Here is a 19,837-nt window from a genome sequence, read left to right on the forward strand (position 1 = left end):
GTGGCAAGGGACTGTGGCAGGGACAATCGCATGGCAGAGCGCTTCGACCGGATCTGGCACAATGCCCGGCTCGCCACGATGCGGGCCGACCGTCCCGATCTCGGTGAGATCGAGCGCGGCGTGATCGCCGCGCGCGACGGCCGCATTGTTTATGCGGGTGCAGCGTCGGACTTCCCGGCGGATGCGGATTCCATCCAGTGGATCGACTGCGAGGGGCGCTGGATCACGCCCGGTCTCGTCGACTGTCACACCCATCTCGTCTACGGCGGCAACCGCGCGCATGAATTCGAGCTGCGCCTGAAGGGCGCGAGCTACGAGGAGATCGCGCGTGCCGGGGGGGGCATCGTCTCGACGGTGGCCGCGACACGCCAGGCGAGCGAGGCTGAGCTTGTCGCAAGTGCATTGCCGCGGCTCGATGCGCTGCTCGGCGAGGGCGCGACCACGGTCGAGATCAAGTCCGGCTATGGCCTCGATACCGAGACCGAGATGCGGCAGCTCGCCGCCGCGCGCAGTCTCGGTCGTCGGCGGAAGGTCGCGATCCGCACCTCCTTCCTCGGCGCGCATGCGTTGCCGGCCGAAGCCGATGGGGACAAGGATCGCTACATCGATCTCGTCTGCAACGAGATGCTCCCCGCCGTCGCAAAGGCAGGCCTTGCCGATGCCGTCGATGCCTTCATGGAAGGTATCGCGTTCTCGGCCGAGCAGACGGCACGCGTGTTCGAGATGGCCAGGGCGCTCGGTCTGCCGGTGAAGCTGCACGCCGATCAGCTCTCAAGTCTCGGCGGCGCGGCGCTCGCTGCTAAATTCGCCGCGCTCTCGGCCGACCACCTCGAACATACGGACGAGGCCGGCGTTGCCGCGATGGCCAAGGCCGGGACGGTCGCCGTGCTGCTGCCCGGCGCCTTCTACTTCATCCGCGAGACGCAAAAGCCACCGGTCGAGGCCTTTCGCAGCCACGGCGTGCCCATGGCGCTCGCGACCGATTGCAATCCCGGCAGCTCGCCGCTGACGTCTCTGCTGCTTGCGATGAATATGGGCGCAACGCTGTTCCGGATGAATGTCGCCGAGTGCCTCGCCGGCATCACCCGGGAAGGGGCCCGCGCGCTCGGCGTGCTCGACGAAACCGGCACGCTGGAACCAGGCAAATGGTGTGATCTCGCGATCTGGGATATCGAGCGCCCCGCTGAGCTGGTCTACCGGATCGGCTTCAACCCACTGCATCGCCGTGTCTGGAGGGGCCATTGACGGGGCCGGGCGCAACAATCGTTGTGAGGCCGGGAACGGTCAGCCTCGACGATCTCGCGCGCGTTCTTGCCGGCGCTTGCGTCGAGCTGGATGCCTCGTTCTGGCCGCGCGTCGAGGCTGCCGCGGAGATCGTCGCGAGGGCCGCGCAGGCTGCAGCGCCGGTCTATGGCATCAACACCGGCTTCGGAAAGCTGGCCTCGAAGCGGATCCCGCCGGATCAGACTGCGCTGCTCCAGCGCAACCTCATCGTCTCGCATTGCTGCGGCGTTGGCCCCGCCACGCCCGAGCCGGTCGTGCGGTTGATGATGGCGCTCAAGGTCGTCTCGCTCGGGCGCGGCGCCTCCGGCGTCCGCCGCGAGGTGATCGAGCAGCTGCAGGCCATGCTTGCGCGAAATGTCTATCCGCTGGTGCCGCAGCAGGGCTCGGTCGGCGCCTCCGGCGACCTCGCGCCGCTTGCACATATGACCGCGGTGATGATCGGCGAGGGGCAGGCGATCGTCGACGGCAAGACCGTCTCTGGCACCGAGGCGCTGTCCAGAGCCGGCCTGACGCCGCTGACGCTCGGCCCCAAGGAGGGGCTCGCGCTGATCAACGGCACGCAGTTCTCGACCGCCTACGCAATCTCCGGCGTGCTGCGCGCCTTTCGTCTCGCACGCGCCGCGCTCGTGACCGGAGCGTTGTCGGTCGATGCAGCCATGGCCTCGACGGCGCCGTTCCGACCCGAGATCCAGGCGCTGCGTGGCCACCCGGGCCAGATCGCTGCGGCCGCCGCCTTGACCGCGCTGCTCGACGGCAGCGATATCCGCCTGTCGCATCTCGAAGGCGATGAGCGCGTGCAGGATCCCTATTGCCTGCGCTGCCAGCCGCAGGTCGCGGGCGCCGCGCTCGACCTGATCACGCAGGCCGCGCGCACCTTGATCATCGAGGCCAATGCGGTCACCGACAATCCGCTGGTGCTGGTCGAGACCGGCGAGATCGTCTCCGGCGGCAATTTCCACGCTGAACCGGTCGCCTTTGCCGCCGATACGATCGCGCTGGCGCTGTCGGAGATCGGTGCGATCAGCGAACGCCGTATCGCGACGTTGGTCGACCCCGCGCTCAATTTCGGTCTGCCGCCGTTTCTCACGCCGGATCCCGGCATCAATTCGGGCTTCATGATCGCCGAGGTGACGGCGGCGGCGCTCTATGCCGAGAACAAGCAGCGTGCGGCCGCCTGCTCGATCGATTCGACGCCGACCAGCGCCAACCAGGAAGATCACGTCTCGATGGCCGCGCATGCGGCGCGACGCCTGTCCGACATGGCCGACAATCTCGCGGCGATCCTCGGCATCGAGCTTCTGGTGGCCGCCCAAGGCATCGCGCTGCGTGCGCCGCATACGACCAGCCCGTCGCTCGTTGCCGTCATCGCGAAGCTTCGCGAGCAGGTGCCCGCACTCGGCGCCGATCGCTATATGGCCGGCGATCTCGCCAGGGCGGCGGCGCTGATCGAGGCCGATGCGCTGGCCGACGCGGCGCTCGCCGCGCTTCCATCCGATCCGTTTCCGCGACTTGACTGAAAGAGGTTGCCGCATGAACCGCCGACTGGACAACGACCGCACCATCCGCGCTCCCCGCGGCAGCGACATCAGCGCCAAGAGCTGGCTGACGGAAGCGCCACTCCGCATGCTCATGAACAATCTCGATCCTGACGTGGCCGAGCGCCCGAGCGAGCTCGTGGTCTATGGCGGCATCGGCCGCGCCGCGCGCGACTGGGAGAGCTTTGACCGGATCACCGACGCGTTGCGCAAGCTCGAGAACGACCAGACGCTGCTGGTGCAGTCAGGCAAGCCGGTTGGCGTGTTCCGTACTCACGCGGATGCGCCGCGCGTGCTGATCGCGAACTCCAACATCGTGCCGCATTGGGCGACGCTCGATCATTTCAACGAGCTCGATCGTCTGGGCCTGATGATGTACGGCCAGATGACGGCGGGCTCGTGGATCTATATCGGCAGCCAGGGCATCGTGCAGGGCACCTACGAGACCTTCGTCGAGGTCGGCCGTCGTCACTATGGCGGCAGCCTCGCCGGCAAATGGATCCTCACCGCCGGCCTCGGCGGGATGGGCGGCGCGCAGCCGCTGGCGGCGACCATGGCCGGTGCCTCGATGCTCGCGGTCGAATGCCAGCCGAGCCGTATCGAGATGCGGCTGCGCACCGGCTATCTCGATCGCCAGGCCGCAACGCTCGAGGAAGCGCTCGCCATCATGGCGGAGTCGGCAAAGACGAAGAAGGCGGTTTCGGTCGGCCTGCTCGGGAATGCCGCGGAAATCTTCCCCGAACTGGTACGCCGTGGCGTCAAGCCTGATATCGTGACTGACCAAACCAGCGCGCATGATCCGATCAACGGCTATCTGCCGAAGGGCTGGACGCTCGCCGAATGGGAGACCAGGCGCGCCTCCGATCCGAAGGCGGTCGAGCGCGCCTCGAAGACCTCGATGGTCGAGCACGTCCAGGCCATGCTGGACTTCCATGCGCAGGGCATCCCGACGCTCGACTACGGCAACAACATCCGCCAGATGGCGCAGGACATGGGCCTGAAGAATGCCTTCGATTTCCCCGGCTTCGTGCCCGCCTATATCCGCCCGCTGTTCTGCCGCGGCGTCGGGCCGTTCCGCTGGGCCGCGCTCTCGGGCGACCCCGAGGACATCTTCAAGACCGACGCCAAGGTCAAGGAGCTGATGCCCGACGACAAGCATCTGCACGTCTGGCTCGACATGGCCAGGGAGCGCATCAAGTTCCAGGGCCTGCCGGCGCGGATCTGCTGGGTTGGCCTTGGCGATCGCGATCGCCTCGGCCTTGCCTTCAACGAGATGGTTGCGCGCGGCGAACTGAAGGCGCCGATCGTGATAGGCCGCGATCATCTCGACAGCGGCTCGGTGGCAAGCCCCAACCGCGAGACCGAAGCGATGAAGGACGGATCGGATGCGGTGTCCGACTGGCCGCTGCTCAATGCGCTGCTCAATTGCGCCAGCGGCGCGACCTGGGTGTCGCTGCATCATGGTGGTGGCGTCGGCATCGGCTATTCCCAGCACGCCGGGATGGTGATCGTCGCCGACGGCACGCCGGAAGCAGCCAGGCGCATCGCGCGCGTGCTCTGGAACGATCCGGCCTCCGGCGTCATGCGCCATGCGGATGCGGGTTACGATATTGCGATCGACTGCGCCCGTGACAAGGGTCTCGATCTGCCGAGCCTGTCGAAGTAGTTCGTGCCTCAGGCCACGACCTTGGCTTTGCCGCGGTCGAGGCGTTCACGTTCCTCGGCGAGATACTCGTCAATCGCCGCGCCCGGCATCGGCTTTGCAAAATAATAGCCCTGGATGAAGTCGCATCCGAGGCGCCGCAGGGTGTCGAGCTGGGCGCGCGTCTCGACGCCCTCGACCACGCAGGCGATCTCCATGTCGTCGCAGAGACCTGCGAGCGATTTGATGATCTTGTGGCTGACGGGATTCTCGTTGATGTCGGCAACGAAGCTGCGGTCGACCTTGATCTTGTCGAGCGGCAGGCGGTGCACGTGGCTCAGCGAGGAATATCCGGTGCCGAAATCGTCCAGCGAAATGCCGCAGCCGATCGCCTTCAATGTCGCGATCGACTGCTGCGCACGCACGAAATCGAACGTGACCGCGGTCTCGGTGATCTCGAAATCGATCCGGTGTGGCGGCAGACCGCTCTTCTCGATGATCGTGATCAGCGGCAACAAGCCCTCGGCGGCGCAGACGTCGTGGGCGGACAGATTGAACGACAGGCGGATGTGGTCGGGCCAGGTCCTGGCGGTGGCGAGAGCGCGCGCCAGCAGCACCTGAGTCAGCGGCCTGATCAGGCCGATGCGCTCGGCCGCTGGAATGAAGTCGGCGGGCGAGACCCAGCCGAGACGAGGGCTGTTCCAGCGCGCGAGCGTCTCGAAGCCCGCGGTGTACTCGCTCGTGGCATCGACGATCGGCTGGAACACCAGCTGCATCTCGGCGCCGAAATCGGAGGTACGCAAAAGGTTCTCGATGACACCGCGGCTGCGGATCTCGGCTTCGTGCTCGCTCGAGAAGATCACCGTGCGGCCGCGCTTGTTGCGCTTGGCGTGGTAGAGCGAATAGTCGGCGCACTCGTAGAGCGCTTCCGAAGTCGTTGCGGAGTCCGGATAGAGCGCGAAGCCGATCGAGCAGGACAGGGCGGTGTGGGCCGTGTCGAGCTGGTAGGGCAGCTTGACCTGCTCGCCGATGCGCTCGCCGAGCCGCGCCAGGTCCGTCTCCTCGGGATCGCCGCACACGACGAGACCGAATTCGTCGCCGCCGAGGCGCGCGAACTCCACCCGCTGCGGTCCAAAGCCTTCGCAGACCTCGCGGATGCGGCGGCCGGCTTCGATCAGGACGCGGTCGCCGACCGAATGGCCGTAATTGTCGTTGATCGGCTTGAAGCCGTCGAGGTCGATGATGCCGACTGCGACGCGCACGTGCCTGCGCTCGGCGTCGGCGAAGGCGTTGGTCAGCTCGGCGAAGAAGCGGCGGCGATTTGGCAGCTCGGTGAGAGAATCGAGGTTGGCGAGGCGGAAGTTCTCGTCCGAAAGCTCCTGCGTCGCAGCCTGCTGGGTCAGCAGCGACTTGCGGCTGGCGATGAGATCGGCGAAGTCCCGATAGTAGATGAAGAGCACCGTAACCATTGCGCCGGAGACCAGCAGATCGTTGACCGCGATCGCCCTCAGCGTCGGTTCGCCCGTGGCCCAGAAGAACAGCACGTAGGGCACGTCGACGATCAGCGTCACGATCAGCGCCGCCGAACGCAGATGCATCAGCGAGAAGATGCAGCCGATCACGGTCACGGCCATGTAGAACGCGACCTGGCTCTTGGCGAAGGGATCACCATAGGGGTAGAGCGCGAACGACCAGGCGGTGAAGCCGGCGCCGATCGGCAACGTCAACCAGTTGGTGGCGCGCAGATTGCGCAGGATGTCGGCGTCGCTGCGGACGAGATGACGCTGGCGCAGCCACCAGTACGTGCGAAGCGCCGCGAGCAGCGTTAGCACGCCCGGGACGGTCAGCGTCAACCAGTCCGGAGCGACGTTCACATAGGTATAGGCAACCGCGATCGTGTTGCTCATCAGGATGAAGTAGAGCAGCGGGATCTGCTTGGAAAAGGCGTCGAATTGCGCGCGCGACAGATCCGGGTCTTCGGGCACGCGAAAGAGCCGCATCGCGGCGGCGAGGTAGGCCTTCAAATCGACGGCAGGCATTGCAATACGCGCCCCAAATCCCTTTAAAACGAAGGCGATCTTGCACGGCGGGGGTAAAGACCGAGTTAGATGAATATGACGGAGATGCGCCATTGCTGGTTGCGCGCTACCGCAGGGTTTCTCACCCGCGTGCAATGGTGATACGGCGTTAACGATGTGCGGGGGAAGCGAGCAGCGTCGCGCGGCATATCGTCCGCAAAAGCCGCAGCTACATTCTGCTAACCATAGGCGTCATCAGGGCACGGTGCAGCACGATGTCGCGGCGCGCGAACCGTCGAGGAAAAGGATCAGGCGAGCGCGGCCTGGCGTTCCCGAACCGGCTCGCGGAGGCGCTCGGTGCCACGCGGCCCGGCGAGCCGCGTAAAGCTGCGCTGGCCGGCACGCATCGGTGCTTCGACGATGACTCCTTCGCAGACGATCTGGCCACCAAGCCATTTGAACTCGAGCTTGTCGTAGCGCGGCATCGTCTCGCCGGGCTCGGGCGGCAGCAGCCCGATGCGCCCCTGAATGTTCAGCGTCGCGTCGCCGGTGCCGTGCAGCCGCGGATTCCACATCCTGATGCCCGTCTCGGCCCAGCGTTGCCGTATCAACGCTACGCGATCGGCGGGCTCGACTGGCCTCGATCGTAGCTTCGGCGCGCTCTTCGGAGCAGGCCTTGCAGGAGCAGGCTCGACATGCTCGGCGACATCAGGCACGGCGATCTCGGTGTCGACCGCGACGGCCTGCTGTGCAACGACGGATGTCATCTCCGTAACACCGGCCGAGGACACCTCGCCAATGATGACGGGCTCTGCAGCAATGACCGCTTCGTCCTCTGCGGTCGAAACGGGAGCCGCTTCCATGACCTCGGGTTCAACATCCGTCGAGGGCTTTGCATCGCCGCCGACGAGTTCGCATGCGTCAACCGGTGCGCTCTCGACCTCGCCAGCAGAACCCGAAACCTCGTCCACGATGACAGTCTCGATCTCCGCCGGTATCTCCCGAGCCGAATCGTCGTTGACGCCGAGATCGATTGGCGTTGTTGACGGGCTCTCTGCGACCACCGAGGCTATGCTGTCGTCCTCGGCCATTGGAGCGGCGACTTCGATCTCATCGCCGCGCTGCAATGGCTCTGCGCTGATCTCGGTATCGAGAACCAGAGTGGCTTCCGCGACGGCAGCGGGCCGTTCATCCGCGGCGATCAGTGCCGCGTCGATGCTGCCGCTGTGCGGCAGAGGCCGAAGCCGGTTGAACGCCCATTTCACCGCAGGAATGCGGCTCAGCAACGTTATCAGTCTCGAAAGCACTGGGAGTTGTCCAAGAGGTACTCAGGGCCGTAGGCATCAGCTGATTCGCCAGCAATGTGAAAAACTGCCCCGGCCGTCACACCTCTGTCAATTGATGCGGGACCAATTGCAGAACATCTGCACAGCCTCGCGCGCCACGGCATTCATTCGAAATGCATCGATGCGAGCGGATCTTCGTCGCGATCGCCCAGGTGCGACGGTGCAGGCGGGATGGCCGCATGCTCCGTCTTGCGACCATGCGGATGCGCGAGCGCATGCTTGTGGACCAGCACCATGGTGAGCGCTTGGCATTCGGTTGGTTCGCCGCCCCATGCGCAGCCGATGCTTGCCGATTGTCCTGGCCATGCCTGCGCCGGGCCGGCGATGGCAAGCGACAGGATGAGTGGCAGGGCCGAGGAGATGAGTGTCTTCGTCATGGGATGCTCCAAACCGTTCCATCCCCGAGATCGGACCGGCGGCGCGAAATTCCGCGACAGCTCGCGATTGCGCGGCAGCTCACGCGGGTTTCAATGGTTGTGAAGCACGCGTGAGGGCGGTCTCGTCACAAGCGATCAACTGTTCCGGGAACCCGCATGCGACAAAGCACCGCCGCGTTGTTGCGCGAGCTCGTGCTTAGGATGCAGAGGCAGCAAGGCGAACATCCGCATGTCCGATCTTCCTGAAGACAGGATCGTCCCGATCCGCGCGTTGCAAGGCGCAAAGCTCGACGCGCGCTTTGACGCGGCGCTTGCAGATCTCGAAGCGCGCCGTGACGAGATCGTGTGCATCATCTCCCGTCTCACTGAAGGCCTTGAGGTCATCAACGGGGCGGGCACGGATGGATCAGCGCGATCGGCGCGTGATCTGCTCGATCTCCTGGCGGCGGCCAGAGCCCCGCTCGACGAGGTGTCGGCCATCATCGAGAAGCTGAGATCGTGATCGAGTTCGCAATGTCAGCTTCAGCGCCCGCAGCTGGCTCGCCCGGCGCGCCGGCGCAATCCTGGCTGCTCCGCCGGGCAAAACGCCTGGCTATCAGCGCCGCTCCCGGAGGGGCAGGCCCGGTCCGTCAAAATATTCCATTTTCCCGAAATTCGAAGGGTCGTAGCGAACCGCCGCCCGGCCTTCCCGGCGCCCTCGGCATTCAAGGGGGCGGAACGAGCCGCATAACTCGGGCCGATCAGGCCGCAAGACTGCCAGATCATGCCTCCTGCGAACGGAAAGGCGACTTTATTCTGGCCACGGATGCGCTAAGGAAGAGCCTGGATGCGGTGCAGCACTCGAGGCGCCGCGGACCGAAATTCAGGTCAAGCCGGGTACGCTGCAAGAGGCCGAACCCGCCCAACGAGAAGGACGCGAGGCTATGATCAATACCGTCGGCATCATCGGAGCTGGGACCATGGGCAACGGCATCGCCCAGATCTGCGCCACGGCCGGGCTGTCGGTCGTGATGGTCGACATCTCCGACGCGGCGGTGAACCGCGGCATCTCGACCGTCAGCGGCAGCCTCGAGCGCCTGGTCAAGAAGGAGAAGATGTCGCCGGCAGACCGCGATGCAACGCTCAAGCGCATCACCGGCACGACCGACCGGGCCAAGCTGGCGGACTGCGATCTCGTCATCGAGGCCGCGACCGAGAATGAAGAGCTGAAGGTCAAGATCCTGAAAGATCTCTGCGCCACGCTGTCGCCGCGCACGCTGGTTGCCACCAACACCTCCTCGATCTCGATCACCAAGCTTGCGGCAGCGACCGATCGCCCGGATCGCTTCATCGGCATGCACTTCTTCAACCCGGTGCCTGTGATGCAGCTGCTGGAACTCATCCGGGGCTTGCAGACCTCGGACGAGACCCACGCCAAGGCGCTCGATTTCGCCCAGCGCGTCGGCAAGGTGGCGATCACGGCCAAGAACAGCCCGGGCTTCGCCGTCAACCGCATCCTGTGCCCGATGATCAACGAGGCGATCTTCGCGCTCCAGGAAGGCATCGCGACCGCCGAGGAGATCGACGCTGGCATGAAGCTCGGCTGCAACCATCCGATCGGGCCGCTGGCGCTGGCCGATCTGGTCGGCCTCGACACCATGCTGTCGGTGATGGAGGTCTTCTATAAGGGCTTCAACGATCCCAAATACCGTCCGGCCCCCTTGCTCAAGGAAATGGTCGATGCCGGCCATCTCGGCCGCAAGACCGGGCAGGGGTTCTATAGCTACGGGGCGTGATCTCGTAGTCGCTACAACGACGGTGCCGTAGGGTGGGCAAAGCGCAAGCGTGCCCACGCATTTTCGCGATGGAGAGAGATGGTGGGCACGGCGCAAGCGCGCCTTTGCCCACCCTACGATACTGATCAAGACGCGGGCGCCCGGCTAGAAACGTCCGCCACTCCATCCCGCGATTTGCGCTGCGACAAAGACGTCGCGCGCAATTGGCCCGACAAGGTCGAACGGGCGGCTCGCGGGAACGCGGGAACAACGAAACGGACAAAGAACGACATGTCGGATCGACTGAAGGCCGAGCGCGAAGCGGCGGCCGCGCGGCGAAACCTGCTGACCCAGGACGCGATCGAGCGCACCGGGATTACCGAGGAGATGATCGGGGAACTCGTCACCCGCTTCTACGGACGCGTGCGCGAGGATGCGCTGCTCGGGCCCGTGTTCGCATCGGTGCAAAATTGGGACGAGCATCTCGCCAAGCTCAAGGACTTCTGGTCGTCGGTGGCGCTGATGAGCGGGCGTTATCACGGCTCGCCGATGCGGGCGCACATGCCGCTGAGCCTCTCCGGCGATCACTTCGACCGCTGGCTCGATTTGTTCGAGCAGACCGCACGCGAAGTCTGTCCGCTGCCGGCCGCCCACCTCTTCATCGACAGGGCGCGCCGCATCGCCGACAGTTTTGAGATGGCGTCGGCGACCATCGCGGGCCGGATCGCATCGCCGCGCCACGTGCTCAGATCCTGACATACAAAATTCCTGCTCAATGAACGTGCAGCTGAATGGTCTTGCGGTTGCGTCGCGCCGCCGACAACGCGCTGCACCAATTCCCGCATCATCGGTCTGATCTGCAAAATCATCATGCCGATCGCGCGGCATGACGTTGAAAGGACAAAAACGCGTTTGAATGCGTGCCATCGTGTTCAATCAAAGCGAGTAAAGCCATATTGATGCACTGCGGCGCCAATCCTTCGCCTTCATTTCGGCAGAGTTCCAGCGCCTGCTGGCGTGCATGTCGAATGGATCGTCCAACATCGCATCGTCATTCTCCGACAACATTGCGGAAGCTGAATCCCGCGCGGAGCAAACGCGGCGCGCGCTGCTGCTCGGTGCGCTCGCCACCACCGCGTGTCTCGGCTGTTCCGCGCCCGTGCGTGCGGGCGAAGATCCGCCGGGCTCGGACGAGCGGCCGCAAAAGGGCGATGTGCTTGTGTTTTCCGAAGGCGACAGGGAAGGCAAGCTCATCACTGCAGCCGATCTGCCGCGCGGCGGGCCGCCTGTCCACGCCTGGCCGCAGGATCCCAAGACGTCAGTGGTGCGCAGCGGCTCGCGGCTCAACGAGCTGCTGATCGTCAACCTCGATCCCGCCTCGCTCGACGATGCGACGCGCGCTCGCGCCGTCGATGGCATCCTCGCCTATTCGGCGATCTGCGCCCATGCCGGCTGTCCCGTCACCGCGTGGGTCAAGAGCGATGTTGGCGACATCGAAGTGTTCAAATGCATGTGCCACAACTCCGAATACGATCCGCGCGCGGGTGCGCAAGTGGTGTTCGGGCCAGCGCCGCGGCGGCTTGCCGCACTGCCGCTGGCGCTCGCTGGCGGCTCGCTCAGCGTCGCAGGTGGCTTCGTTGGAAAGGTAGGTGGCGCGCAGCCGGGATGATTGACGGCGCGGGATGTGCCCGCGTCATCAAAGGTCGCATCCGCCGAGAAGCGGATTTGGGACGAACGACAAGAATTCAAAATTCAAAACAAGAATTCAATCGGATGAAAAGGGGAACGTCCATGAAAAGGTCCAGGAAAACGTCAAAGAAAACGTCAACGAAAACGTACGTGACCAGGAAGCAATTGCTGCTGTCCGGCTTCGTCGCCTTCACTTGTGTCGCCTCGACCGCTGCCGTCGCCGGCCCGATCGAGAGCTATTCGCCCGTCACTCAGGAGCGCCTGGAGAATCCGGAACCCGGCAACTGGATGCTCTATCGACGTACCTATGACGGGCAGGGCTTTAGCCCGCTCGACCAGATCAACACCTCGAACGTCAAGGATCTCACGCCGGTCTGGACGTTTGCCACCGGCGTCGTCGAAGGTCACGAGGCGCCGCCGATCGTCAACAATGGCGTGATGTTCGTGGCAACGCCGATGGGGCAGGTGATCGCGCTGAACGCGAAGACCGGCGACGAGTACTGGCGCTACAAGCGGCAGCTCCCGGACGATCTGTTTCAGCTGCATCCGACCAGTCGCGGCGTCGGCCTGTGGCAGGACAAGCTCTATCTCGCCACCACTGATGATCATGTGGTCGCGCTCGACGCCAAGACCGGCAAGGTAGCGTGGGATACCAAGGTGCAGGATTACAAGAAGGGTCAGTACATGACCCTGATGCCGCTGATCGTCGACGGCAAGGTCATCGTCGGCGGTTCCGGCGGCGAGTTCGGTGTGCGCGGTTATGTCGCCGCCTTCGATGCCAAGGACGGCAAGGAGCTGTGGCGCACCTACACCATCCCCGGCGAGGGCGAGCCCGGTCATGATACCTGGCAGGGCGACGACTGGAAGAATGGCGGCGGCTCGGCCTGGATGACCGGCACTTACGACAAGGACACCAAGACGATCTATTGGGGCGTCGGCAACGCGGCACCTTGGCCTGGCGAGATGCATCCCGGCGACAATCTCTACACCTCGTCGGTGATTGCGCTCGATCCCGGCAACGGTAAGATCAAGACCTATCATCAGTATCACCAGAACGATTCCTGGGACTGGGACGAGGTCGACGCGCCGATGCTGATTGATCTTCAGCGCGACGGTCGCAGCATCAAGAGCCTGGTCCATCCCGGCCGCGATGCGATCTTCTGGGTGCTCGAGCGTACACCGACCAGGATCAACTACGTCGCCGGCTGGCCGTTCGTCTCCACCGATGTCTGGAAGGGCATCGACGAGAACGGCAAGCCGATCCTTGATCCCGATCACAAGCCTGTTGTCGGCAAGCGCGTCGAGTTCTGCCCGTCATTGTGGGGCGGCAAGGACTGGCCGTCGGCGGCCTACAGCCAGAAGACCGGCCTCGTCTATGTCCCCGCCAACGAGAACTTCTGCGGCGGTTTCACCGGCGAGAAGATCCCCCTCAAGCCCGGCGAACTCTGGCTCGGCACCAAGCCGGAAGACATTGGCCTGAAGGCCAAGCCGGGCGCCGATCATTTCGGCGAGCTCCAGGCCTGGGATCCTGCGACGGGCAAGAAGGTATGGCAGCACAATTTCCCGAAGTCGCAGCTGTTCGGCTCGGTGACGGCCACCGCCGGCGATCTTGTGTTCGCCGGCGGCACCAACGACCGCAACTTCCGCGCCTTCAACGCCCGGAACGGCGAGCTGTTGTGGGAGCAGAAGACCAACTCCGGGATCATGGGCATGCCGATGTCCTATGAGATCGACGGCACGCAATACATCGCGATCCAGTCGGGCTGGGGCGTGGACGCGCAACGCATCCAGGATGCGCTCGCGACCAACAATATCGGCATCGAGTCCAACGTGCCGCAAGGCGGCGTGATCTGGGTGTTCGCGCTGAAGAAATAAGCTCCGCAGGCGGATCGAGAGACGCGGAGCAGCGGGGGGTGGCGAGTGCGGCGGACGGCAACGTCCGCCGCATTTTCGCGCCACAAACTCGTCATGCCCGGGCTTGTCCCGGGCATCCACGTTCTCAGTGCTGCGGAAAAGAGTCGTGGATGGCCGGGACAAGCCCGGCCATGACGGAGGGAGTAGGTTGGTCCGTGAAGAACACTATTTCCCCTCGCGTTCCACCTTGTCCTTCTCCGCTTGGTTCATCTCGCGAACCTTCGGATCGCTGGGGCTCTGCCCGGTCGTCTGGGTCGTCGTGGCGGGCGGGGCGCTTGCGTTGGGGAGCGAGCTCTGCTCCGGCGTGGTGGGGCGCGTCGCCGTCGTCGGCGGCGTGGTGTTGCTGTTCTGGGCGAACGCGGCTGCAGTGGTCAGAAGAAAGGCGCTCGACAGCAGCGAGACTGCGAGCGCCCTGGGGATACTGATCATCGATCTGCTCCTGTCAGATCGAAGAGAAACGGCGCGAGGCCGCGTCCGTTCCTTTACGCCTCCAATTGCTTGCCGATCGGGAGCGCGCGGATGCGCTTGCCGGTCGCGGCGAAGATGGCGTTCATCAGCGCCGGCGCGAACGGCGGCACGCCGGGTTCGCCGACGCCGCTTGGCGGCGTGTCCGGTGCCGGCGGGACGATATGGACATTGGTCACCAGCGGAGCCTCGTCCATCCTGACGACCTGGAAGTCGTCAAAATTCTTCTGCTGCACCTTGCCGTCCTTGAAGGTGACTGCGCCATATTTGGCGAGGCTCAGGCCCATGATCGCCGCGCCCTCGATCTGCGAGGCGATGCGTTCGGGGTTGACATAGGTGCCGCAGTCGATCGCGGTGTCGACCCGCGGGACCGACAGCTTGCCCTTGTCGTCGACGGCCACCTCGACGATGGTCGCGATATAGCTGACGAAGCTGCGGTGCACGGCGATGCCGAGACCGTGGCCCTTCGGAACCTGACGGCCCCATTCCCCCTTCTCGGCGACCAGCTCGACCACCTTGCGCAGGCGCGCGGTGTCGATCGGGTAGCTGTCATAGGGCTCGCCGTAGTTCCAGAGGTCCTTGACGTTGGGCTTGACGATGCGGGGACTTCCAATCAACGCAAGGAGCGTCTCCTTCTGGTCGCGTCCGGTCGCGTTCGCGATCTCGCCGACCATCGATTGCACCGCGAAGGCGCGAGGGATGTTCGAGACCGAGCGGAACCAGCCGATGCGGGTGAACGCCGCGGCTTCCGGGTTCTCGCAGGAGATGTTGGCGATCTCGAACGGCATGTCGACGAGGCCCATGCCGAGCTCGAACGCCGCGGCGTGATTGGCGCCTGCCGCGAAGGTCGAGGCGATGGTCGGAGCCACGCTGCGGTGGCGCCAGGCGATCACCTTGCCGTCCTTGTCGAGACCCGCCTCGATCCGTTCCACCGAGACGGTGTGCAGGAAGTCGTGATGGAGGTCGTCCTCGCGCGTCCACTGCACCTTCACCGGTGCGCCAAGCTCCTTCGACAGCAGCGCGGCCTCGAGCGCAAAATCGCATTTCGACTTGCGGCCGAAACCACCGCCGAGCAGCGTCACGTTGACAGTCACGTTGGCCTCGGGAATCCCGAGCGTCTTGGCGACGTCCTCGCGGGTGCCGCCGGGGCTCTGCACCGGCGCCCAGATCTCCGCCTTGTCGCCTTTGACGTCGGCGACCGCGACCGGCGGTTCCATGCTGACATGGGCAAGGTGCGGCAGATAATATTCGCCTGTTACGACCTTGTCGGCCGTCTTCAGCGCGGCGTCCGCATCGCCCTCCCTGCGTACGACGAGACCCGGCTTGCGCGAAGCCTCCTCGAGGTCCTTGCGGTAGGCTACCGAGTTGTATCTGCCGTTGGCCCCGTCATCCCAGACCAGCTTGAGCGCATCGCGGCCCTTGATTGCGGCGCCGGTGTTGCGCGCGATGACGGCGACACCGCCCAGCGGCTGGAATTTCGATGGCCACGGCCAGCCTTGAACCTTCATCACCTTCTCGACGCCGGATACTTTCAACGCCGCGTCCGGATCGAACGAGGTGAGCTTGCCGCCGGTGACCGGCGGGCGCGCGATCACGGCGTATTTCATGCCTGGCAGGCGCACGTCGGCGCCGTAGCGGGCCTTGCCGGTGGTGATGTCGTGGAGATCGACGATGCTGACCTGGCCCTTGCCGAGATAGCGGAAATCCTTGGGGTCTTTCAGCTTGAGGCCTTCGATGCTGGGCACCGATTCCTTGGCGGCGTCGGCAGCTAGCTCGCCGAAGCCGAGCTTGCGTCCGCTCGCGCTGTGGACGACCTCGTGATTGACCGCCTTCACCTCGGTCGCCGGCACGTTCCAGCGCTTGGCGGCGGCCTGTTCCAGCATCGTGCGGGCGGAGGCGCCGATCTGGCGCATCGGGATCAGATAGTGCCGCGTGCTGCGCGAGCCGTCGGTGTCCTGGTTGCCGAACTTGACCTCGTCGCCGTGCGCCTGCTGCACCCTGACCTTCGACCAGTCGGCCTCCATCTCCTCGGCGACGATCAGCGGCAGGCTGGTGCGCACGCCGGTGCCCATCTCGGAACGGTGGGCGAGGATGGTGACGGTGCCGTCGGGCGCGACCGCGACGAACACGCGCGGATCGACCACGACGCCATGCGGCATCTTGCCGGCGCCGGTCTCGTAGGCGAACGCCTGGCGCGTCATCACGGGTGCGGCGAGCACGAAGCCGCCGGTGACGCCAAGCCCTTTCAGGATACTGCGGCGCGAGACCTTCTCGACCTTGATGTTCTTTTCGAAGCCACGGAGCTTGCCAGGTTTGTCGATGAAATTCATGTCACACTCCCGTCGATGCGAGATGGACGGCGTTTTCGATCCGCTGGTAGCAGCCGCAGCGGCAGATGTTCCCGGCCATCGCCTCGCGGATCTGGTCGTGCGACGGCTTTGGATTCTCCATCAGCAGCGCGGCGGCCTGCATGATCTGGCCGGCCTGGCAGAAGCCGCATTGGGGAACGTTGACCTGACGCCAGGCCTTCTGGACGGGATGATCGCCATCCGGATGCAGGCCCTCGATCGTGGTGACCTCGCGCCCCGCGACGTCGTTGATCGAGGTGATGCAGGAGCGCACCGCTTCCTTGTCGACGATGACGGTGCAGGCGCCGCACAGGGCCTGGCCACAGCCGAACTTGGTGCCGGTCAGCCCGGCTTCGTCGCGCAGGAACCAGAGTAGCGGGAGATCCGGGTCGCCGTCCCAGCTCTGTTCCTGGCCGTTGATCTTCACCTTGATCATGATCGTCCCTCGCTCTTCATAAGCTTGTTGATTTCACCGTTGCCGAGTTCAGTCGGCGCAATGTCCGTTGCGTCGTGTGACTGCATTCCTGCCCTTCGTCCCGCGCGGGCAGGTCCCGGCAGGAAGCTGGAATGCGAATCGTGATGTCCTGAAGTGCTCGATACCTCCCGTTTTGTTCTTGATTGATTGAACTCGCGCGGCATCGTGACGACGCGATCGTAGCAGGAAACGCGCCGGACCGGTCTTCACAGCCAAGTGTCTTGACCAGCGTGTTCTTGATCAGCGTGTTCTTGATCAGCTGTTCTCGACGTGAACAGGTTGCATCTGCCATTTGTCAAAAGCAGGGCGTGGCAAGGCGTCGCGCGACAGGCAATCACGAAATCCAAGCATTAAAAATCCAAGCATTGAAAAAAGCTTCGTCCGCCAGAGGGACTGCGCGGACGAAGCAGTCGTCCTCAGTCGAGGGAGGGAGAAACGCAGAGCGCGCTGACTTCAAGATGGAAGAAGGCGGCACTGCGCAGTCATTCAGAAACCAGGACTGAGGGAGCGAAACGCGCTCGCATACGCAAGGTGCATGAGCGGCAGAGCAGCCGCGATCATTCGCGGGCCGCACCCGTCCGCCCCGCTGGCGAGCAGCGAGCGGACGGGCAATCGTCTTGCGGCCTTCTTGCGGCCTTGCTCGGGTGGCCTTCTCAGGCAGCTTTGGCCTTCGCGACATGAGTCGCGATCGCATCCATCAGCGCCGGCGACAGGCAGTCATAGGGCTCGAGGCCGATTTCCTTCAGCCGCGACCGGATGCCGGCCATCTGCTCCGGCTTCACGCCGGATTCGATCACCGAGGAGACGAAGGCGGCGAATTGCGGCGCCTGCGAGCCCTGTTCCTGGAACAGTTCCGGATGGATGAAATCGAGGCCGTAGAACGGATGGTTCTTGTTCTCGATCCGGCCGAACATGTGGGTGCCGCACGCCTTGCAGGCGTGCCGCTGGATCACCGCCGAGGCGTCGACGATCTGGAGCTTGTCGCCGTTCTCCAGAACGGAGACGTTCTGGCGCGGTACGACCGCGACGACCGAGAAGATCGCGCCTTGCGGCTTCCAGCACTTGGTGCAGCCGCAGGCGTGGTTGTGCGCCACGTCGCCCTTGATGCCGACCTTGACCTGGTGATCCCTGCATTTGCAGGCGAGCGTACCGCCGGCAAAATGGCCGGTGCCTTGCTTGAGGCCGTTGTCGATCGAGGGATGGAGTGCAGTCATGGGTCGATCCTCCTTGGGTGTGACGCTTTCGGGCTAGAACACGACGACTGAACGAATCGATTTCCCCTCGTGCATCAGGTCGAAGCCCTTGTTGATCTCTTCGAGCTTGAGCGTGTGGGTGATCATCGGGTCGATCTCGATCTTTCCGTTCATGTACCAATCGACGATCTTCGGCACGTCGGTGCGGCCGCGGGCGCCGCCGAAGGCGGTGCCGCGCCAGTTGCGGCCGGTGACGAGCTGGAACGGACGGGTGGCGATCTCCTTGCCGGCTTCGGCAACGCCGATGATGATCGAGGTGCCCCAGCCGCGGTGGCAGGCTTCCAGCGCCTGGCGCATCACATTGGTGTTGCCGGTGCAGTCGAACGTGTAGTCGGCTCCGCCGTCGGTCAGGGTGACGAGGTGGGGGACGATGTCGCCGGTGAGCTTCTTGGGGTTGACGAAGTCGGTCATGCCGAACCGGCGGCCCCATTCCTCCTTGGAGTCGTTGATGTCGACGCCAATGATCTTGTCGGCGCCGGCCATCCTGGCGCCCTGGATCACGTTGAGGCCGATACCGCCGAGGCCGAACACGACGACGTTGGAGCCGGGTGTCACCTTCGCGGTGTTGACGACGGCGCCGACGCCGGTGGTGACGCCGCAGCCGATGTAGCAGCTCTTGTCGAACGGAGCATCCTCGCGGATCTTCGCGACCGCGATCTCCGGCAACACCGTGAAATTGGAGAAGGTCGAGCAGCCCATATAGTGGTAGATCGGCTTGCCCTTGTAGGAGAAGCGGCTGGTGCCGTCGGGCATCACGCCCTTGCCCTGCGTGGCGCGGATGGCGGTGCAGAGATTGGTCTTCTGGCTCAGGCAGCTTTTGCACTGCCGGCATTCCGGCGTGTAGAGCGGAATGACGTGATCGCCCGGCTTCACCGAGGTCACGCCGGCGCCGATCTCGCGGATGATGCCCGCGCCCTCATGGCCGAGGATCGACGGGAAGATGCCCTCGCTGTCGAAGCCGTCGAGCGTGTAGGCGTCGGTATGGCAGATGCCCGTCGCCTTGATCTCGACCAGCACTTCGCCGGCCTTCGGCCCTTCCAGATCGACCTCGACGATTTCGAGCGGTTTCTTGGCTTCGAAAGCGACGGCGGCACGTGTCTTCATCGGTAACTCCTCAAGATCTCGCAGGATGCCAAGACATAAGTCTCAGGCGGACTGCAAACGTTCACTTCTTGCCCATGCACGAGTCTTCATTCCTGGTATAGGCGTCGTTTTTATCCTCGTGTTGACCCGGACGGGCGCGGCCCCAGGCCTCGTTGGAGCGGGCGCGCAGATAGACGTAGAGATCGTCCATGTAGCAGGCGACGTTCGGGTTGTCGCCGAAGGCCGGCATCACGTTCTCCGAGGCGGTCGAGATGTTCTTGCGGCCCGAGGCGACGACGCCGAGAAAGTCGGCATAACTCATCGTCTTGAGCGAATCCTTCAGCGCGGGCGCATAGGTCGAGCCCATGCCATCCGGGCCGTGACAGACATGGCAGTCCGAGTGATAGCGGCGGTATCCGGAATAGGTGTACCAGTCGACCGATTGACCGTTGACCTTGTAAGTCGGATTCCCCTCCTTATCGAGCCATTCGCCAGTTTCGTTCTGCTTGACGGCGGTCGGATCGCCCGAGCCGTCCGCGACAGCAACTCCTCCTGAGACAACCAAGATCATCGCGGCAATGACGGAGCCAATTTTACGCAAGAGCTGTTCCTCGAAGGCGTCAGGTGGAGACGAGCCGGCGCGTGGAGTTGATC

At 64.4% G+C, this 19,837-nt stretch carries 17 protein-coding genes; 8 read left to right on the plus strand and 9 right to left on the minus strand.

From position 1 onward, the window contains the following. Positions 1–30: 30 nt before the first annotated feature. Genes hutI through hutU form a run of 3 tightly spaced genes read left to right on the plus strand, consistent with a single transcriptional unit; the run spans position 31 to position 4,485 of the window. Positions 31–1,245: an imidazolonepropionase gene (gene hutI, locus JQ621_RS13595; RefSeq protein ID WP_212235214.1), complete on the plus strand. Its 1,215-nt coding sequence runs from the start codon at positions 31–33 to the stop codon at positions 1,243–1,245. Further along, complete coding sequence (hutH, locus tag JQ621_RS13600; protein WP_212235215.1) at positions 1,242–2,801, plus strand: histidine ammonia-lyase; 1,560 nt, start codon at positions 1,242–1,244, stop codon at positions 2,799–2,801. Before hutI ends, hutH begins: the two co-directional genes overlap by 4 nt. Before the next feature lie 13 nt (positions 2,802–2,814). Further along, on the plus strand, positions 2,815–4,485 hold the full coding sequence (gene hutU / locus JQ621_RS13605; RefSeq protein ID WP_212235216.1) for a urocanate hydratase: 1,671 nt from the start codon (positions 2,815–2,817) through the stop codon (positions 4,483–4,485). Positions 4,486–4,493: 8 nt separating this feature from the next. On the opposite strand, the gene JQ621_RS13610 is transcribed toward hutU, so the two are convergent. The 3 genes from JQ621_RS13610 to JQ621_RS13620 all read right to left on the minus strand — a co-directional run bounded on the left by JQ621_RS13610 (position 4,494) and on the right by JQ621_RS13620 (position 8,202). Next, complete coding sequence (locus JQ621_RS13610) at positions 4,494–6,500, minus strand: putative bifunctional diguanylate cyclase/phosphodiesterase (protein WP_212235217.1); 2,007 nt, start codon at positions 6,498–6,500, stop codon at positions 4,494–4,496. 287 nt (positions 6,501–6,787) lie between these two features. Next, complete coding sequence (locus JQ621_RS13615; RefSeq protein ID WP_312015418.1) at positions 6,788–7,786, minus strand: hypothetical protein; 999 nt, start codon at positions 7,784–7,786, stop codon at positions 6,788–6,790. Positions 7,787–7,929: 143 nt separating this feature from the next. Beyond that, a complete protein-coding gene (locus tag JQ621_RS13620; protein ID WP_212235218.1) occupies positions 7,930–8,202 on the minus strand; it encodes a hypothetical protein in 273 nt (90 codons plus the stop codon). Between the two features lie 229 nt (positions 8,203–8,431). On the opposite strand from JQ621_RS13620, the gene JQ621_RS13625 reads away from it, so the two are divergent. The 5 genes from JQ621_RS13625 to JQ621_RS13645 all read left to right on the plus strand — a co-directional run bounded on the left by JQ621_RS13625 (position 8,432) and on the right by JQ621_RS13645 (position 13,520). Then, on the plus strand, positions 8,432–8,704 hold the full coding sequence (locus tag JQ621_RS13625; RefSeq protein WP_212235219.1) for a hypothetical protein: 273 nt from the start codon (positions 8,432–8,434) through the stop codon (positions 8,702–8,704). A gap of 421 nt (positions 8,705–9,125) precedes the next feature. Continuing rightward, positions 9,126–9,977: a 3-hydroxybutyryl-CoA dehydrogenase gene (locus JQ621_RS13630; RefSeq protein ID WP_212235220.1), complete on the plus strand. Its 852-nt coding sequence runs from the start codon at positions 9,126–9,128 to the stop codon at positions 9,975–9,977. Between the two features lie 270 nt (positions 9,978–10,247). Beyond that, a complete protein-coding gene (locus tag JQ621_RS13635; protein ID WP_212235221.1) occupies positions 10,248–10,712 on the plus strand; it encodes a group III truncated hemoglobin in 465 nt (154 codons plus the stop codon). 265 nt (positions 10,713–10,977) lie between these two features. Beyond that, positions 10,978–11,625, plus strand: coding sequence for a QcrA and Rieske domain-containing protein (locus JQ621_RS13640; RefSeq protein ID WP_212235222.1), 648 nt, complete (start codon positions 10,978–10,980; stop codon positions 11,623–11,625). Between the two features lie 170 nt (positions 11,626–11,795). Beyond that, positions 11,796–13,520, plus strand: coding sequence for a methanol/ethanol family PQQ-dependent dehydrogenase (locus JQ621_RS13645; RefSeq protein WP_212235223.1), 1,725 nt, complete (start codon positions 11,796–11,798; stop codon positions 13,518–13,520). A 204-nt stretch (positions 13,521–13,724) separates the two neighbouring features. On the opposite strand, the gene JQ621_RS13650 is transcribed toward JQ621_RS13645, so the two are convergent. From JQ621_RS13650 to JQ621_RS13675, 6 genes are all read right to left on the minus strand, one after another. Next, positions 13,725–13,988: a hypothetical protein gene (locus JQ621_RS13650; protein WP_212235224.1), complete on the minus strand. Its 264-nt coding sequence runs from the start codon at positions 13,986–13,988 to the stop codon at positions 13,725–13,727. 53 nt (positions 13,989–14,041) lie between these two features. After that, positions 14,042–16,354, minus strand: coding sequence for a xanthine dehydrogenase family protein molybdopterin-binding subunit (locus JQ621_RS13655; RefSeq protein ID WP_212235225.1), 2,313 nt, complete (start codon positions 16,352–16,354; stop codon positions 14,042–14,044). A 1-nt stretch (position 16,355) separates the two neighbouring features. Then, positions 16,356–16,808, minus strand: coding sequence for a (2Fe-2S)-binding protein (locus JQ621_RS13660; RefSeq protein WP_200472898.1), 453 nt, complete (start codon positions 16,806–16,808; stop codon positions 16,356–16,358). 692 nt (positions 16,809–17,500) lie between these two features. Continuing rightward, positions 17,501–18,061 (minus strand): S-(hydroxymethyl)glutathione synthase, encoded by a 561-nt coding sequence (gene gfa, locus JQ621_RS13665; RefSeq protein ID WP_212235226.1) that lies wholly within the window; start codon positions 18,059–18,061, stop codon positions 17,501–17,503. A 33-nt stretch (positions 18,062–18,094) separates the two neighbouring features. Then, entirely contained in the window at positions 18,095–19,204 is a 1,110-nt protein-coding gene (locus JQ621_RS13670; RefSeq protein WP_212235227.1) for an S-(hydroxymethyl)glutathione dehydrogenase/class III alcohol dehydrogenase, read from the minus strand. Positions 19,205–19,265: 61 nt separating this feature from the next. Then, on the minus strand, positions 19,266–19,754 hold the full coding sequence (locus tag JQ621_RS13675; protein ID WP_212235405.1) for a c-type cytochrome, methanol metabolism-related: 489 nt from the start codon (positions 19,752–19,754) through the stop codon (positions 19,266–19,268). Positions 19,755–19,837 lie beyond the last annotated feature (83 nt).

Origin of the sequence: Bradyrhizobium manausense (assembly GCF_018129685.1) — a bacterium.
Taxonomy (GTDB): Bacteria; Pseudomonadota; Alphaproteobacteria; order Rhizobiales; family Xanthobacteraceae; genus Bradyrhizobium; species Bradyrhizobium manausense_D.

What these genes read in the sequence shown, in the direction of transcription:
- JQ621_RS13660 (WP_200472898.1), bottom strand. Translation starts at nt 16,808, where the DNA reads ATGATCAAGGTGAAGATCAACGGCCAGGAACAGAGCTGGGACGGCGAC.
- JQ621_RS13630 (WP_212235220.1), top strand. Translation starts at nt 9,126, where the DNA reads ATGATCAATACCGTCGGCATCATCGGAGCTGGGACCATGGGCAACGGC.
- JQ621_RS13610 (WP_212235217.1), bottom strand. Translation starts at nt 6,500, where the DNA reads ATGCCTGCCGTCGATTTGAAGGCCTACCTCGCCGCCGCGATGCGGCTC.
- hutU (WP_212235216.1), top strand. Translation starts at nt 2,815, where the DNA reads ATGAACCGCCGACTGGACAACGACCGCACCATCCGCGCTCCCCGCGGC.
- JQ621_RS13655 (WP_212235225.1), bottom strand. Translation starts at nt 16,354, where the DNA reads ATGAATTTCATCGACAAACCTGGCAAGCTCCGTGGCTTCGAAAAGAAC.
- JQ621_RS13640 (WP_212235222.1), top strand. Translation starts at nt 10,978, where the DNA reads ATGTCGAATGGATCGTCCAACATCGCATCGTCATTCTCCGACAACATT.
- JQ621_RS13620 (WP_212235218.1), bottom strand. Translation starts at nt 8,202, where the DNA reads ATGACGAAGACACTCATCTCCTCGGCCCTGCCACTCATCCTGTCGCTT.
- gfa (WP_212235226.1), bottom strand. Translation starts at nt 18,061, where the DNA reads ATGACTGCACTCCATCCCTCGATCGACAACGGCCTCAAGCAAGGCACC.
- JQ621_RS13675 (WP_212235405.1), bottom strand. Translation starts at nt 19,754, where the DNA reads ATGATCTTGGTTGTCTCAGGAGGAGTTGCTGTCGCGGACGGCTCGGGC.
- JQ621_RS13635 (WP_212235221.1), top strand. Translation starts at nt 10,248, where the DNA reads ATGTCGGATCGACTGAAGGCCGAGCGCGAAGCGGCGGCCGCGCGGCGA.
- JQ621_RS13625 (WP_212235219.1), top strand. Translation starts at nt 8,432, where the DNA reads ATGTCCGATCTTCCTGAAGACAGGATCGTCCCGATCCGCGCGTTGCAA.
- JQ621_RS13650 (WP_212235224.1), bottom strand. Translation starts at nt 13,988, where the DNA reads ATGATCAGTATCCCCAGGGCGCTCGCAGTCTCGCTGCTGTCGAGCGCC.
- hutI (WP_212235214.1), top strand. Translation starts at nt 31, where the DNA reads ATGGCAGAGCGCTTCGACCGGATCTGGCACAATGCCCGGCTCGCCACG.
- JQ621_RS13670 (WP_212235227.1), bottom strand. Translation starts at nt 19,204, where the DNA reads ATGAAGACACGTGCCGCCGTCGCTTTCGAAGCCAAGAAACCGCTCGAA.